The following is a 15,204-nucleotide window of genomic DNA, read 5'->3' on the forward strand; positions in this document are numbered from 1 at the left end:
ATATACCTAAGCGACATTTGGGTATGCCCAAATAGTTTCGATATAATCGACTTTAGCCCTCATTGCCACTGACATTGTAGGAAAGATATGCTTATACCCTATCAAGATCTAGATTTCGACACATTACATAATTTAATCGAGTATTTTATATTGCGAGAAGGAACAGACTACGGTGAGCAAGAAGTCTCTTTGCTGGAAAAAACTGAAAATGTGTTGCAGCAACTCAAAAAAGGAACGGTGGTTATCTTATATTCAGAACTCTCTGAGAGTGTTACGCTGATTCGTAAAAGCCAGCTTAATTCTTAGGTGCTTACTAATTAAGCACTCAATTACGTCTGCTAGCTTTAAAATATATTAAAACAAACGTTTGATTGATAAAACCTTTGTTTTTTTTGACAAAGATCTAAGTTCTTCAACAACATAAAAAGATAAGTGTTATCGACAGCACGTAAAAAGAGATACAATTACTATTATTAATCTCATATTGAAAAACAACTTGAGATAGCAAATTAGCTACTCAATACCGATTAAGGGAAATCTATGATCATCACCAAACCTCAAGCCGATCCAACCTTAGAGTGGTTTTTATCACACTGCCATACACATAAATACCCGGCCAAAAGTATGCTTATCCACGCAGGTGAAAAAGCCGATACTCTTTACTTTATCGTGAAAGGATCAGTCGCTGTTTTGATCAAAGATGAAGAAGGTAAAGAGATGATCTTATCTTACCTCAATCAAGGAGACTTTCTTGGTGAATTAGGCTTATTTGATAAAGAAGAAGATCCAATTCGCAGTGCATCTGTTAAAGCCAAATCGTCTTGCGAAGTAGCAGAAATCTCGTATAAGAAGTTTACTCAACTGATTACTGTTAATCCTGAAATTTTAATGCGTTTATCACGCCAAATGGCAAATCGCCTACAAATCACCAGTCAGAAAGTCGGTAGTTTAGCCTTCTTAGATGTCACTGGCCGTATTGCGAATACATTACTTGACCTTGCAAAACAACCGGATGCGATGACGCATCCTGATGGTATGCAGATCAAAATTACTCGTCAAGAAATTGGGCAAATTGTAGGCTGCTCGCGCGAAACTGTTGGGCGAATCCTGAAAATGCTTGAAGAGCAAGGTTTAATCTCTGCTCACGGTAAAACCATTGTTGTATTTGGCACCCGTTAATGAAATAGAGTAGGGTGAGGTGCCTGCCTCATCCCTCTCATTGCCCCATAAATCTAGCTTTTCTCACCACTAACAGCCCATCAAGCAGCAGCACCTCGCAGCGACAATAGAATTAGAGTTTCCTTTGCAGTTTATAACTTGAGAAAACGCCAGATTCCCTCCGCTATTGTAGCAACTCCCAGTTAAGACAGCCCTGCCATCATGCACTGTATTGGCCAGTCGGAGTATCAGGGTTAACGCTATTTTAGAAACTTACTCGCCAGCGGAACAGTTTTTGTACCTTCAACTTCTCCAGTGGCTTCTTTCCTCCCCCTGTTAACTAGAGACGCACTTGCCAGTCAAATTATTCACCCGTAATAATACTTTCTTATAAGCAGTTAAGGGAACAGGTTGCGCCGATTAAACAAAAAAAAACAGCCCCCGAAGGAGCTGTTTGCAAAACTGAATAACGACTAGCCGTTAGCCTTTGTTACCACCTGCAGTTAAACCACCCACTAACCATCTCTGTGCAAGCATAAACACGATAGTGATAGGCATTGCAGAAAGTACTGCTGCGGCTGCGAAATCACCCCACAGGTAGTTTTGCGGCTGCAAGTACTGTTGCATACCTACTGCAAGGGTATATTTATCAACGGGAACATCCACTAGCAGCAATGATGCCACAGGCACTTCAGTTACCGCCCCCACAAATGAGAGAATAAATACTACAGCTAAAATTGGCACAGAAAGGGGTAATAGAACCAATCTAAATGCTTGCCAAGGCGTTGCACCATCTAATGATGCGGCCTCTTCTAGCGAGATATCAATGGTCTCAAAATAGCCTTTGATAGTCCAAACGTGTAGTGCAATCCCCCCTAAATAAGCGAAGATTAGACCACCGTGCGTATTTAAACCAAGGAAGGGGATGTATTCACCAACTTTATCAAACAACGCATATAATGCAACCAATGCAAGTACTGCAGGAAACATTTGAAATATCAACATTCCTTCTAACAATACTTTTTTACCCGCAAATTTCATTCGCGCAAAAGCATATGCAGAGGTCGTTGATAATGCAACCACCAAAATAGAGGTGATCCCTGCAACCTTCACTGAGTTCCACAGCCAAGACAACACTGGAAATGGTGGATTTGTAATCGAACCATCCGCATTATCAACCGCAAAACCGAGTGCAAGTTTCCAATGCTCTAAAGTTGGGTGCTCTGGAATCAAAGATCCTGCGGCAAAGTTACCTTCTCGAAATGAGATAGCAATAACCATTAATAATGGAAATAAGATTGTTGCACAAAATAACAGTAAAAACAGATGGGCGAACCAAACGCGTTTTTTTTCATTTTTAGATTTTACAATTGGCATAACATTATTCCTTAAGCTTGCTGTCTTTTTGAAACACGTAGGTTAATAAACGCGAGTGCACCAACCATCAAGAAGATTAATGTTGCGATTGCACTTGCCAAGCCAAAGTCTTGACCGCCACCACCTTCGAAAGCGATTCGGTAAGTATAACTCACTAATAAATCCGTATGTCCAGCAGGCGTCGATGAGCCAAGGATATCGGGTGTACCGTTAGTTAAGAGTTGAATCAATACAAAGTTATTAAAGTTAAACGCAAAACTGGCGATTAACAATGGTGCTAATGGCTTAATGATTAATGGAAAAGTAATCTTGAAAAAGTTATCAAGCGGGCCTGCACCATCAATTGCTGATGCTTCGTAAAGATCGCTTGGAATTGATTTTAACAGCCCCATACATAAGATCATCACGTAGGGATAGCCCAACCAGGTATTAACGATTAAGATCATTGTTTTAGCCAGGTAAGGTTCAGTAAACCACTGCAGCTTGACATGAAATAAGGCGTTTAATAGTTCGTTAATTTCACCAAAACTTTGATTAAATAAACCTTTAAAGATCAAGATTGAAATAAACGCAGGAACAGCATAAGGTAAAATAAGTAACATACGGTAAACCGCTTTACCTTTTAACTCATCCCATTGCACAACTGTTGCTAATACCAAACCAAATATCAATGTCAGCCCTACCGAGCCAGCCGAGAAAACCACTGTCCAGATAAATATTTGTAGAAACGGTCCTCTAATACCTTTATCTATAAAGATGCGTTTGAAGTTTGTCCAACCGGTATTAACCACAAATCCAGGGGACAGAATTTTTCCTGTAAAGGCTCCGTTTTCATCTACAACTTGGTAATTCCCAATTTCAAAATTTGGTTTCATCGCAGTATTGTCAATGCGATTAACTAACGTAATTTGATCGTCTTGTAGTTGATAGCGAGGTACAGTTTCTGAGAATTTACGCAACCCCCCCATACTCAAAATCTGACCCGTTTCTGTATTAAGTGATAGTTCGCTTAGTGCTTCACGATTTTTAACAAGAAAACGTATTTGAGCACGCTTTCCTTGCTTCTCACCCATTAATGCCGTCAGCGCAATATTCTTATTTTTTTGCCCTAACATTAGCGGCTCAGAAACGAATTCTTGATCACCTTTGCTCAGATGAAGTTGAATTTTATTACCCTCTAACAGGTAAACTTCAAAAGCATAACTTGTTCCCGGCTGCTCATATTCTTGCTCTAGAAATTGAGATTGTACACGTTCAAATGTTAATTGATTCGAACCACTGTAATTAGTAAAGGCAATACCCACGGTGTACACAAGTGGAAAAATAATAAACAAAAACATGGCTGCGATGCCAGGGTAAATATACCGATGAGAATAGGTATCTTTACGGCCAAAAATAACCACACCCGAGGAGACCAAAATTAAGGTTACCAGCGCAAACGCAATTTCACCTTGCGCGTACATTAGAACAACTGCATAACCTGCTACTAATGATATAAGTGTTAATAAAATCCACTTTATCCAATTCGCACGAGAAGATTGTGCATTTTCCGATTTAATAGATAGTTCCATAAATTCCTCAGAGGTAAAACCAGCTCAATAAAGGCCCTTAGGTAAATTACCCTAAGAGCCCCTTTTAACTTACTTTTTAATTATTTAACGATACGTGCAGCTGCAGCATCAAGTGCTTCAGATACTGTTTGACGGCCTTGTACAGCATTGTTGATTGCCGCGCCTTCAGCGTACCAGAACTTAGACATTTCAGGAATGTTCGGCATTAATTCACCTGTTTGTGCATTCTGCATTGTTGCAGCAATACGCGGATCGGTGTCTAATTTAGCTTGGAAAGAGTTCAATGCAACAGCGCCAAGAGGTTTGTCGTTATTTACCATCTCTAAGCCAGCATCTGTTAGTAGGTAGTTTTCAATAAACTCTTTTGCAAGTTCTTGATTTGGGCTTGAAATATTAACACCAGCCGTTAACACACCAACAAATGGTTTAGCTGATTTGCCTTTGAATGTTGGTAATACAGCAACACCGTAATTGATACCACTTTTATCGATATTACCCCAGCTCCAAGGACCATTAATAGTCATTGCAGTTTCACCTTTAGTGAATGCAGCTTCAGCAACCGAGTAATCAACATCAGCACTGATTTCTTTACGCGCAATCATATCAAGAAGGAACTGTAATGCCCCTTTAGAACCTGCATTATTTACGCCTGTATCTTTAACGTCGTAAGCACCATTTGAGAATTTAAATGCATAACCGCCATCCGCAGCAATAAGAGGCCATGTGAAGAACGGTTCTTTTAAGTTCCACATAATTGCAGATTTACCGTCTTTTTTAAGTTTTGCATCAATCGCGCTAATTTCTTCCCACGATTTTGGTGGTGTTGGCAATAAATCTTTATTGTAGATAAGAGAAAGTGCTTCAACCGCGATAGGGTAACCAATGTATTTACCATTGTAAGTAACCGCATCCCATGTGAAATCAGCCATTTTAGCTTTTAATGCTTTGCTTGGTTTGATTTCTGTTAATAGTCCAGCTTTAGCCCATCCACCAAAACGGTCATGTGCCCAAAAAACGATATCTGGACCCGCTCCTGTTGCTGCTACTTGTCCATATTTTTCTTCTAATTTATCAGGATGAGCAACGATGACTTGCACACCAGTATCAGCTTCGAACTTTTTACCAACTTCAGCTAAGCCGTCATAGCCTTTATCACCATTAATCCAGATGGTGATTTTGCCTTCGTCCATTTTTGCATGCGCAATGTTTACACTGCCTAATGCAACAAGTACTGAAACAGCTAATGTACCTAATACTTTTTTCATAAATATTCCTTTAAAATAAATAGTAGTGTGTTGTTCTGTTCAACTTAAGCAACTTTATAGTCGTTTAACGTTTCTTTTACTTCTAATATCGTTTCTCAAGTGGTTTATTTAACCTTAAAAACGATGCAGACAATAGTATGCTCACCTAGCATCGTCACCCTCCTTTTTTCTACGCCCCCCTTGACAAGGGTTGTTTATTGCCAAGAATGTTACCTACCGCACTAATTTACCTCCTCTATCCCCATATACGGTTGCAATGCCCCTCTTTTTGTTGCACTTTAGACGCACGGAGTGGGCTATCCCCCCCCCATAAAATGTTGACAGCCGTAGTTTATTTTTACTTTGTAACTAGATTACCGCTCAATTAAAAGTTTAAATGCTTTTATTTCCCCATAATTACTTTCAAATTCATGTAGTTAGTCTGGTCTGGTTGTGTTTAATACCGCACCTACTTAAGGGGGCGGAGATGAAGCGACAATCAACCGTGAAAATAACCCAGGTATGACAGGGAAAGTAAGAAACAAGTAGCCATGTAAAATGCCAAACGGCGATGGTTACTTCTTTTATTTAAGGTTTAGTATGATTATCAGATCAAAGTTATCAGCGCCAGCAGCACTCAAAAATGGTATCCTCCGCGAACGTTTAATGCACAATTTGGCAGACGCCAGATTAGGGTTAATTTGTGCACCCGCAGGATATGGAAAAAGCACGGCCATTGCTGACTGGACCAAAAACAAAAAGAATTTGGCTTGGTTTACGATTGATCGTTTTGACGATAATACCAGTCAGTTTTGCAATTATTTTATTCATGCAATTAAACAAATTCAAGCTATCTCTTGTCCCGCGTCTTTAGAGGCGGTAAAACAAAGCCAGTACCCTGACTTAATAAACCTGTTTACACTCTTTATTAGTGAGTTGGCCGAATTTAACGTGCCAATTTGCATTGTATTGGATGATTACCACCACATCAAAAACCCAGTGATCCATCAAGGTTTAGCTTTTTTTATTAAAAATATGCCTGCAAAATGGCAACTACTGATAGCCAGTAGAACTTCGCCACCGTTACCTGTATCAACTTTACGTATTAAACAGCAACTCTTTGAGATAAATGAAACAGATTTAGCTTTTACCGATTTAGAGACTGATAATTTTTTCTCAAAATGCACAACTTTTTTCCGTGACCCCGTCAAGCAACAAGCTTTAAGAGAAAATGTAGATGGTTGGCCAACTGCATTGCAACTTGTCTCTATTTTAAGTAAAGACACCGCAAGCTTTAATGCGTGTGCTGAACAGATAGGCAAAAGTAACCATGCTTACCTGTGGGACTATCTTGAAGAAGAGGTATTTTCCCCCTTAAATGCAACATTACAAGCATTACTATTAACCATTGCGCCACTTAATAAAGTGGATGCCAATATTGTCAATAAACTGTGTAATATTGACGATGGTCAAGTTCAGCTAGAGCGACTGCAAGAGCAAGGTGCGTTTATTGTTGCGGTTGATAACCAACAAGATTGGTTTACTTTTCACTCCTTTTTTAAAGCTTTTCTGCTACACAAATGTAAGCATACACCGAACTTTAAATGTGATCATAAAAAAATAGCCAGTCTGTGGCTAGAAAGAGGGAATATTGAAGAGGCATTGCCGCACGCTTTAAAAAGTCAAAATGAACAGCTCATTATTGATTTATTAAAAGAAGCCGGTTGGCAGTTATTTGATGCGGGTCAGTTAAACAGCTTAGAAGAGTGCTTTTCATTAATCAGGGACGCGGTGTGGGACAACCCAGACTTAATATTGTTAGAGCTATGGATGCTTCAAAGCCGACATCAAGGTTATAAAGTAGTACCTTTGATCAAAAAAGCAGAGCTAATCTTCGCTGAACAAAATATCGTTTTATCGGAACAACTGAAAAATGAATTTGCTGTTATCCATGCACAGATAGCTATCAATCACGGGAAAATAGATAGTGCATTAAAGCAAGCTGAGAAAACGCTATTATCCGTAGAAAGTAACAGCACCAGAGTCAACATTGTCGCACAAGCGATTGTTGGGGAAGCATACCATTGCCTAGGTAAACTGCCTTTAGCTTATCAATATTTTCAAGAAGTGAAGAAACTCGCTAGCCTGCAAAATATGCACCAAAATGTGATTTGGGCTTTATATCAACAAGGGGAAATACTACATGCACAAAGTAACCATGTTGAAGCCGATAGGCATATAGACGCTGCGATTAGCTCAATTAACAGATATCGTCTACAAAAGCTCCCATTGTATGCATTTCCGCTACATTTTAAAGCGCAACAAGCTTATCAAGAAGGTGATTTTGACCTCGCAGAGCGTTTATGCGCGCAAGCGCTCAAGGTTATCTCGCCTTACGGCGAACAGTGGCGAGTGTACACTTACACTCTACAAGCTAAAATTGCTCTTGAAAAAAACGACCTTCAACAAGGAGGATTATTAGTTGAAGAGATCGAAAGATTATTGCGCAATCAGCATTTTCACAGTGACTGGATTGCCGCTGCTAATTACACGCGTATTAAATATTGGCGAGCAACTAAAGACATTACAGCCATCGAGCGTTGGTTAGCGAGTGGACCGCGTCCCAAAAATGCATTTAACCATTTTGATCAATGTCATAACCGAAATCGGGCGCGTGCTTTCATCCAGCTAGGTGAGTTACAGACCGCGCACAATATATTGGAAAAAAATATCAATGATGCGCAACAATATCAGCTGCAAATGGAAATCAACCGTAATCTCATTCTTTTAACCAGTGTTGAGAGTCTGTTAAAACAATTTACTAATGCAAAGATTCATTTGACGCAAGCATTAGAGTTATCACTACAGACTGGTTTAAATACTTGCTTTGTGCGCGAAGCGGTTAATCTAAAACCTGTTTATCAAGAGTTAGCCAACGATTCTTCATTAATCAATTCAGTCAAAGAAAAATTGGCTTACTTGCTCTTGTTATCAGGTATCAATTTAAATGAAACACCTAAGAACCCATTTGATCCGGCCTCTGTGAGTAAAATCCAAGCGCATCCGCGCACCCCAAGGTTAGTTAAAAATATTCAACTAACACCAAGGGAATGGCAGGTACTCGGCTTTATTCACTCTGGATATCGCAATCACCAGATAGCAAAAGCGATGGCTGTTGCCCCGACCACCGTCAAATCGCATATACGTAATGTTTATCAGAAATTAGGATTAGAAGATCGCAATGAAGCCTTACTATTAAGTTCCGAACTCGTGGGCTTAATCGAGTGAAGAAAGACAAACAGGGGGCATGATTTTTTATACTCTAAGTAACATAAAGATAAACATCAACTGCATATAAAAACTAAAGCGAAACGGTTCAGAAACTACTCGAGACAACAAAAATGAGAAATTAAAGTGTTAATGGTGAATAACGGGATCTGCTTCGCAAAAGCTTCGACTAAGCCCCCCTAAAAATACCTCTACGCCCCCCGGGGGAGGATGTTTCGCCGCTACCCATAGCACAAGATAAGTAAAGGAAAAATACAGATTCAGATTATTCTCTTAGTCATATGCTAGATGATGATGGTTGTCTTGTGCATGTGGGCTAAAAAATCTGGCAAACATCAAGAATTAAGAAGGTAAAATTAATGGCAGGCGTCGTATTAAAAAAAATAACCAAAGCATTTGGTGATGTTATTGTACAAAAAGATGTTGACCTCGAAGTTATTGATGGTGAGTTTATCGCTTTCGTTGGTCCATCTGGCTGTGGTAAAACAACATTATTGCGCATGATTGCGGGTTTAGAGGATATCACATCGGGAGATCTTTATATCGATGGCGCACGTGTGAATGATACACCTCCATCACAACGCTCTATCAGTATGGTTTTCCAATCTTATGCACTTTATCCGCACTTAAACCTAAAAGATAATATGACTTTTGGTTTACGTTTAGCCAAAACCCCCGAAGCTGAGATTCAGGAGCGTCTAGATTACGCATCTTCAATTTTACAGCTAGGTTCGCAACTGCATAAAAGGCCAAAAGAGTTATCGGGTGGTCAACAGCAACGTGTAGCCATTGGTCGTACATTGGTTAACCGACCAAAAGTACTCCTATTTGATGAACCACTTTCAAATCTTGATGCTTCATTACGCGTACAGATGAGAATTGAAATCACCAAATTACATAAACGCCTTAATTCAACTATGATCTACGTAACACATGATCAGGTAGAAGCGATGACCATGGCCGACCGAATTGTTGTTTTAGAGAATGGCAGAGTTGCACAAGTAGGTACGCCGCTTGAGCTTTACCACAACCCAGAAAACTTATTCGTAGCTGGTTTTATTGGTTCTCCAAAAATGAACTTCGTAAAAGCTAAAGTGCTTGAATTATCAGATGAAGGTGTCATTGTTGAATTGCCAAATAAATCTCCGCTAACAGTACAAGTTGAACATGACACATTAAAAATAGGTGATGCGGTTACGATTGGTATTCGACCTGAACATATTGATGTATCATGTTCAACTCAATGTGGCGACGGAACAGCTAAAGACTGTTTCACTGGTGAAATCTACGTGCTTGAGCAACTAGGTAGTGAAACACAAATTTACTTAGATGCAAAAGAGATCGAAAGTGATTTAATCATCCGTTATTTCGACGTTGCAGAAATTGCTCTTGGACAGAATTTTTCATTCAAATTCCCAGCGCAACGCTGTCATCTCTTTAAAGAAGATGGAATGGCTTGTAAACGTACGTTTAAAGAGATTGGAAGTAAATAGTCTTTTATAAAACAGCAAAGTGATAAATAAGAAAACAGGAGCCTAGTGCTCCTGTTTTTATGTCAAGAAGTAAAAACCCTGCAAAGGCAATAATTTACACTTTTAATAAGCATCGCCTGCAGCGTAGCCATAACTTAGAAAATTTAGCCACCGCCCCAAAAAGTCAAATTATTATGCACTTAAAACCCAAGCAAATCAAACGATAAATCACAAATATATAAAATATAAGCCCACTAAAGAAGTTAAGTAATTTTGTCCTGCGTAGCTCGCCTTACCTCGTCGCGTATAATGATTAGAAAAGCCAACAATCACAATTTAATTTAAGATATTAAATCAATGACTTAAATATTAACATCTCCAATTGGATGCGAGAGCGCAGAAATGCATGGAAATAATTTCGCCGTGTCGATTTGCTTATCCCGATGACACAGATATTAAGTAAAGCTGCAAACAGTGAATAGTTAGATTTACAAGAAAGCGTGGAAAACTATTTTGTCAGTAACGGTTGTCTGACTCCGGTTCAGATCCATCAGTTAGTTAATAAGTTACTAGAAACAATTAACTAATATCTTTTCTAATGCTATACCTGTTTTTACAATCAAATCTGATACTCACTTTCCATCCTAGTGAGTATCAAACTCGATAATAATCTAACGATATAAAACCATAAGTCAAAAAACAGCGCTGTAATGCTACTGATTTTTGAGTTTCACACAAAGTAACAACAGGTTTAGTATAATAAGCGCGGTGTTGATTAGAAACCTCACCTCTACGCTGCTCTCCAAGTAGCTGATGTACTCTATTTGCAATCGCTTTCCCAGAATCGACCAATTGCACCTTATTTTTAAAACAGTTGGCAATCTCATTTTTTAATAGAGGGAAGTGAGTACAGCCCAACACTAAAGTATCCGGTCTTTTCTGTAAGAGTAACCAAGGCGCAAGTATTTTTTGTAAGCATTTTTGATCAAATGGTAAGCCAGCCATTTTTTCTTCTGCTAATTTAACTAACTCTGTCGAGCCGATTTTTAGCACTTCAATATTGGCGGCAAATTTATTAATTAGAAATGTCGTGTAGTTGCGTTTTATCGTGGCAGGTGTTGCCAATAAACCAATGACACCATTTTTGCTCAATTGCGCGGCGGGTTTAATCGCTGGGACGACACCGACCACAGGAATAGACAGATGCTCACGTAGCACCTGCAATACCAATGTACTCGCTGAATTACAAGCAATAACAATTAAATCTATTCTGTGTGTTGCTAGAAAAGAGAGCAGTAACTCGGTAATGCGGGTAATTAGAAAATCATCTTCGAGTTCACCATAAGGAAAATAAGCATTATCAAAGAGATAAAAATAATTTATATAAGGGTTTTGCTGCTGCACGTCTTGGAAAACCGATAACCCACCGACTCCTGAATCAAAGATCAAAACTTGTTTTATTAGCATTAATAGATCGCCGCTGGGTACATAGACAACCTGCATTTTAACCTGTAAAGGAAATAAAAAGAATATCTCTGGTCAAGTTGCAGAGGCTACTTTAAAATTCCTTTCTATTATTACGCTAATGAGGTTAAAAATGAGTCTGCAATTTGTTGATCCCGATAATTATGATAAACAGTTAAATACCAAAAAAGAGCAATTTAACAGACAATTCGCTAGCTTTAATCTTCCCGCATTAGAATGTTTTGAATCACCAAAACTCAATTACCGCATGCGCTCAGAGTTTCGCGTTTGGCATGACGGAGATGATCTTTCTTACATTATGTTTGATAAAGAAAGCAAAGAAAAAATACGTATTGAACAGTTTCCGCCAGCAAGTATGGCGATTAATCAGTTGATGCCACAATTAATCACCTTACTAAAAACAGCCGATATTTTACGGCGCAGGTTATTTCAGGTGGATTTTCTATCCAGTTTAAGTGGCCAAATCGTTGTCAGCTTGCTTTACCATAAACAGCTGGATGATAACTGGGTGGCAGAAGCGAATCGTATTAAACGAGAATTGTCGAAACAATTTAACATCAATTTAATCGGGCGCGCTAAAAAACAGAAAATATTGCTCGATCAAGATTATATTATTGAAGCCTTGGAAGTCGATGGTGAGAAATTATTTTATCAACAAATTGAAAACAGCTTTACTCAGCCCAACGTCGAAGTGTCTATTAAGATGCTTGAATGGGCCATCGACTGCACGCGCAACAGCCATGGGGATTTACTTGAGCTGTACTGTGGTAATGGCAATTTCACACTGGCATTGGCTAAAAACTTTACTAAAGTCCTAGCGACCGAAGTGGCTAAAAGCTCAGTGCACTCTGCACAGTTTAATATAGCTAAAAACAATATTGAGAATGTCACCATTATTCGTATGTCTGCAGAAGAGTTTACTCAAGCGATTAATGGCGAGCGCGAATTTAATCGTTTACAGGGCATTAATTTAAGTGATTATCAATGTAATACTATTTTTGTCGATCCGCCACGCTCAGGTCTTGATGATGAGACCGTCAAGATGGTACAAAGTTACGATAATATTTTATATATTAGCTGTAATCCTGATACTTTATATAATAATCTCAAAGTGTTTAATGATACCCATGAAGTAAAACGTTTCGCTCTGTTCGATCAGTTTCCCTACACACATCACACTGAAGCTGGCCTTTATTTAGTCAGGCGTTAAGCTCAGATTAGGAATCCTCTAGAGGCAATAAAATCTATCTACTGATATCCCCATATTACTTTAATATGCAAAATCAGCAGGCCAAATTACACTTAGATGCGAGGCATAAAATTGAAGTATAGTGATCCTATATTGATATATTATAACGATGCAGATGAGGGCAATTTGGCTTCCCCTGCGAGGACTCAACAGGAAACCAGTATTGCAGCATTACCGTATTCAATAAGAGAACCGGCATCCAAAATGTTAAATACTTGCATTCACACCTAGCGATGTAGTTAATCGCTCGAAAAGCCGTCATGCTGCGCTTTATTCTGCTATCCCTCAGCAGGGGGCAAAAAAACACTTTGAGGTATCATGGGGATAGTAAACTGTTTTATTGAAGCGCTTTAGTATATGAGCCGATCACTGTTACCTGATACTGATCTTTTATTTGCTGTAAGGCTTGCTTCACATTATCATCGAGCTGGTGCCCATCCACATCAATAAAAAAATGATATTTACCAAATTGAGACTTCGTTGGCCGTGACATGATTGAAGTTAGATTCACTTTTTGTAGAGCAAATGCAGTCACTATATTACTTAAAACACCCGGGCAATCTTTTTCATTTTTGACGACCACGGTAGTTTTGTAACTGTTTCCTGCAATACGTGGCTGTTGTTGCGTCCCGATCACAAGAAAACGGGTTTGATTATTATCATAATTAGTAACGTTAACATTGATCAGAATATTTTTTTCAACCCGATCCAATGCATGCTGAGGAATAATAGCCCCAGCTCCCCTGCCCTGTTTTTTGGCAAGTACTAACGATTCCATATTGCTCTGCGTATTGTGTATGGTGATATTTTGTAATTTACCGATGAATTCAGAACATTGACCATAGGCAACAAACTGTACATAAAGATCCGTTAATTGCGACAAATGATCGCAGTAAGCAACGAACGAGAACTGAATGGGCAAAAGCAATTCAGAAACCACCACTAAATCGGTATCAAACAGATGGTCGAGTACCACCTGAACATAACCTTCCGACAAGTTCTCTATGGGCAGGACAGCTATTTCACAACCTTTACCAATCGCGTTAAATGTATCAGAAAGGCTGCTGAAATACTGGACATCAAATTGGCTATCTTGGCTTTTTAAATATTGCTGGGTTGCCAAATCGGAGAATGTGTCTTTAGGACCAAGCGTTGCAATTTTAGGCATGAACCACCGAGCAGTAATGAAAAATTAAAGAGGGAAAAAGGTGAGCTTACTGCTCACCCTTTTATTTATGCTAAATCCATATTCGATTGTAATTTTTTCATGGCATTCGCTTCTAATTGGCGAACACGTTCCGCTGAAATACTATATCGAGCAGCAAGATCTTGCAAAGTTGCCTTGGGCTCACTTAACCAACGGGCGCTTACAATATCTTGGCTTCTTTCATCAAGCAGGGATAATGCCGAATAGAGTTTATTTTTCAAATGTGATTGCGAATTTTCAGCTTCCACAGCAATAGCAATATCTGCACTTTTGTCTTCAAGATATTGAACAGGAGCAAAATTTGCTTCATCATCATCGTTAGCACCTAAATCAAAAGACAAATCCTGGCCATTTAACCGAGATTCCATTTCTAATACATCGGTGGTGCTAACATTCAAGTGTTCAGCAACCGTTGCAACTTCATCGTGACTAAACCAACCCAAACGTTTCTTTGCTTTGCGCAGATTAAAAAACAATTTGCGTTGTGCTTTAGTTGTTGCGACCTTAACCATACGCCAGTTACGAATAACATATTCATGAATTTCCGCTTTTATCCAATGCACAGCGAAGGAAACCAGGCGCACCCCAACAGAAGGATCAAAACGTTTAACAGCCTTCATTAGGCCAACATTACCTTCTTGGATTAAATCAGCTTGCGGCAAACCATAACCCGCATAACCTTTAGCGACATAAACAACAAAACGTAAATGTGACATCACCAACTTTTTGGCAGCGTCTAGATCACCTTCATTGAATAAACGTTCCGCAAGTTCATTTTCCTCTTCCGCGCTAAGCATAGAGAACTGATTGACAGATTGAACATAGGCTCCAATACTTCCTTGAGGAACTAAACTCATTGAATTTATTGTTTTACTCATGTTTCACCTTATTGATTTCCGATGGATGATAAAAATGTAAAATGGGCACTTAATATATTGTGTTTTTTATTTAACAACAAACATCCATATACAAATACCAAGTGATAAAAATAACACTAAAAGTATTAACTGGCGAGTAAAAATTTGAGCTACACATTAATACTCAGATAACAATTTTAGACGACTCAGGCAAATCGTGGTCTCTATGATACCCGAAGATTGAGCGAGAGAAAATTAACAGTCATTACATTCAAAGTAGCATTATCAATGGCAAT

The 15,204-nt window shown here is 38.9% G+C and carries 11 protein-coding genes; 5 read left to right on the plus strand and 6 right to left on the minus strand.

Translation table 11 applies throughout. The features are described 5' to 3' along the window. Positions 1-87 precede the first annotated feature (87 nt). A complete protein-coding gene (locus KSO91_RS02575) occupies positions 88-306 on the plus strand; it encodes a YheU family protein (protein ID WP_238741054.1) in 219 nt (72 codons plus the stop codon). Positions 307-540: 234 nt separating this feature from the next. Beyond that, positions 541-1,179, plus strand: a complete 639-nt coding sequence (gene crp, locus KSO91_RS02580; protein ID WP_238741055.1) for a cAMP-activated global transcriptional regulator CRP — start codon at positions 541-543, stop codon at positions 1,177-1,179. 459 nt (positions 1,180-1,638) lie between these two features. Here crp and malG read toward each other — a convergent pair whose 3' ends face one another. The 3 genes from malG to malE all read right to left on the minus strand — a co-directional run bounded on the left by malG (position 1,639) and on the right by malE (position 5,371). After that, positions 1,639-2,535: a maltose ABC transporter permease MalG gene (gene malG / locus KSO91_RS02585; protein WP_238741056.1), complete on the minus strand. Its 897-nt coding sequence runs from the start codon at positions 2,533-2,535 to the stop codon at positions 1,639-1,641. A gap of 11 nt (positions 2,536-2,546) precedes the next feature. Continuing rightward, positions 2,547-4,106 carry a maltose ABC transporter permease MalF gene (gene malF / locus KSO91_RS02590; protein WP_238741057.1) on the minus strand — a complete coding sequence of 520 codons (1,560 nt, stop codon included), beginning with the start codon at positions 4,104-4,106 and terminating at the stop codon, positions 2,547-2,549. 80 nt (positions 4,107-4,186) lie between these two features. Continuing rightward, positions 4,187-5,371, minus strand: coding sequence for a maltose/maltodextrin ABC transporter substrate-binding protein MalE (gene malE / locus KSO91_RS02595; protein ID WP_238741058.1), 1,185 nt, complete (start codon positions 5,369-5,371; stop codon positions 4,187-4,189). 579 nt (positions 5,372-5,950) lie between these two features. On the opposite strand from malE, the gene malT reads away from it, so the two are divergent. Continuing rightward, positions 5,951-8,638, plus strand: coding sequence for an HTH-type transcriptional regulator MalT (malT, locus tag KSO91_RS02600; RefSeq protein WP_238741060.1), 2,688 nt, complete (start codon positions 5,951-5,953; stop codon positions 8,636-8,638). A gap of 359 nt (positions 8,639-8,997) precedes the next feature. Next, entirely contained in the window at positions 8,998-10,131 is a 1,134-nt protein-coding gene (gene ugpC, locus KSO91_RS02605) for a sn-glycerol-3-phosphate ABC transporter ATP-binding protein UgpC (RefSeq protein WP_238741062.1), read from the plus strand. 633 nt (positions 10,132-10,764) lie between these two features. On the opposite strand, the gene murI is transcribed toward ugpC, so the two are convergent. Continuing rightward, the gene (gene murI / locus KSO91_RS02610) at positions 10,765-11,577 is read right to left on the minus strand and encodes a glutamate racemase (RefSeq protein ID WP_238741063.1); all 813 of its coding nucleotides are present in this window, start codon (positions 11,575-11,577) and stop codon (positions 10,765-10,767) included. Positions 11,578-11,707: 130 nt separating this feature from the next. Between murI and trmA the strand changes: the two genes are divergently transcribed. Continuing rightward, a complete protein-coding gene (gene trmA, locus KSO91_RS02615) occupies positions 11,708-12,805 on the plus strand; it encodes a tRNA (uridine(54)-C5)-methyltransferase TrmA (protein ID WP_238741064.1) in 1,098 nt (365 codons plus the stop codon). Positions 12,806-13,181: 376 nt separating this feature from the next. Here the strand turns inward: trmA and KSO91_RS02620 are convergent, their stop codons facing one another. Both KSO91_RS02620 and rpoH read right to left on the minus strand, forming a co-directional pair. Beyond that, positions 13,182-14,012, minus strand: coding sequence for a prephenate dehydratase (locus tag KSO91_RS02620; protein WP_238741065.1), 831 nt, complete (start codon positions 14,010-14,012; stop codon positions 13,182-13,184). A gap of 65 nt (positions 14,013-14,077) precedes the next feature. Further along, positions 14,078-14,929 carry an RNA polymerase sigma factor RpoH gene (gene rpoH, locus KSO91_RS02625; protein ID WP_238741066.1) on the minus strand — a complete coding sequence of 284 codons (852 nt, stop codon included), beginning with the start codon at positions 14,927-14,929 and terminating at the stop codon, positions 14,078-14,080. Positions 14,930-15,204: the final 275 nt, after the last annotated feature.

The sequence above is a fragment of the Psychromonas antarctica genome, from assembly GCF_022267535.1.
Lineage (GTDB): Bacteria > Pseudomonadota > Gammaproteobacteria > Enterobacterales > Psychromonadaceae > Psychromonas > Psychromonas antarctica.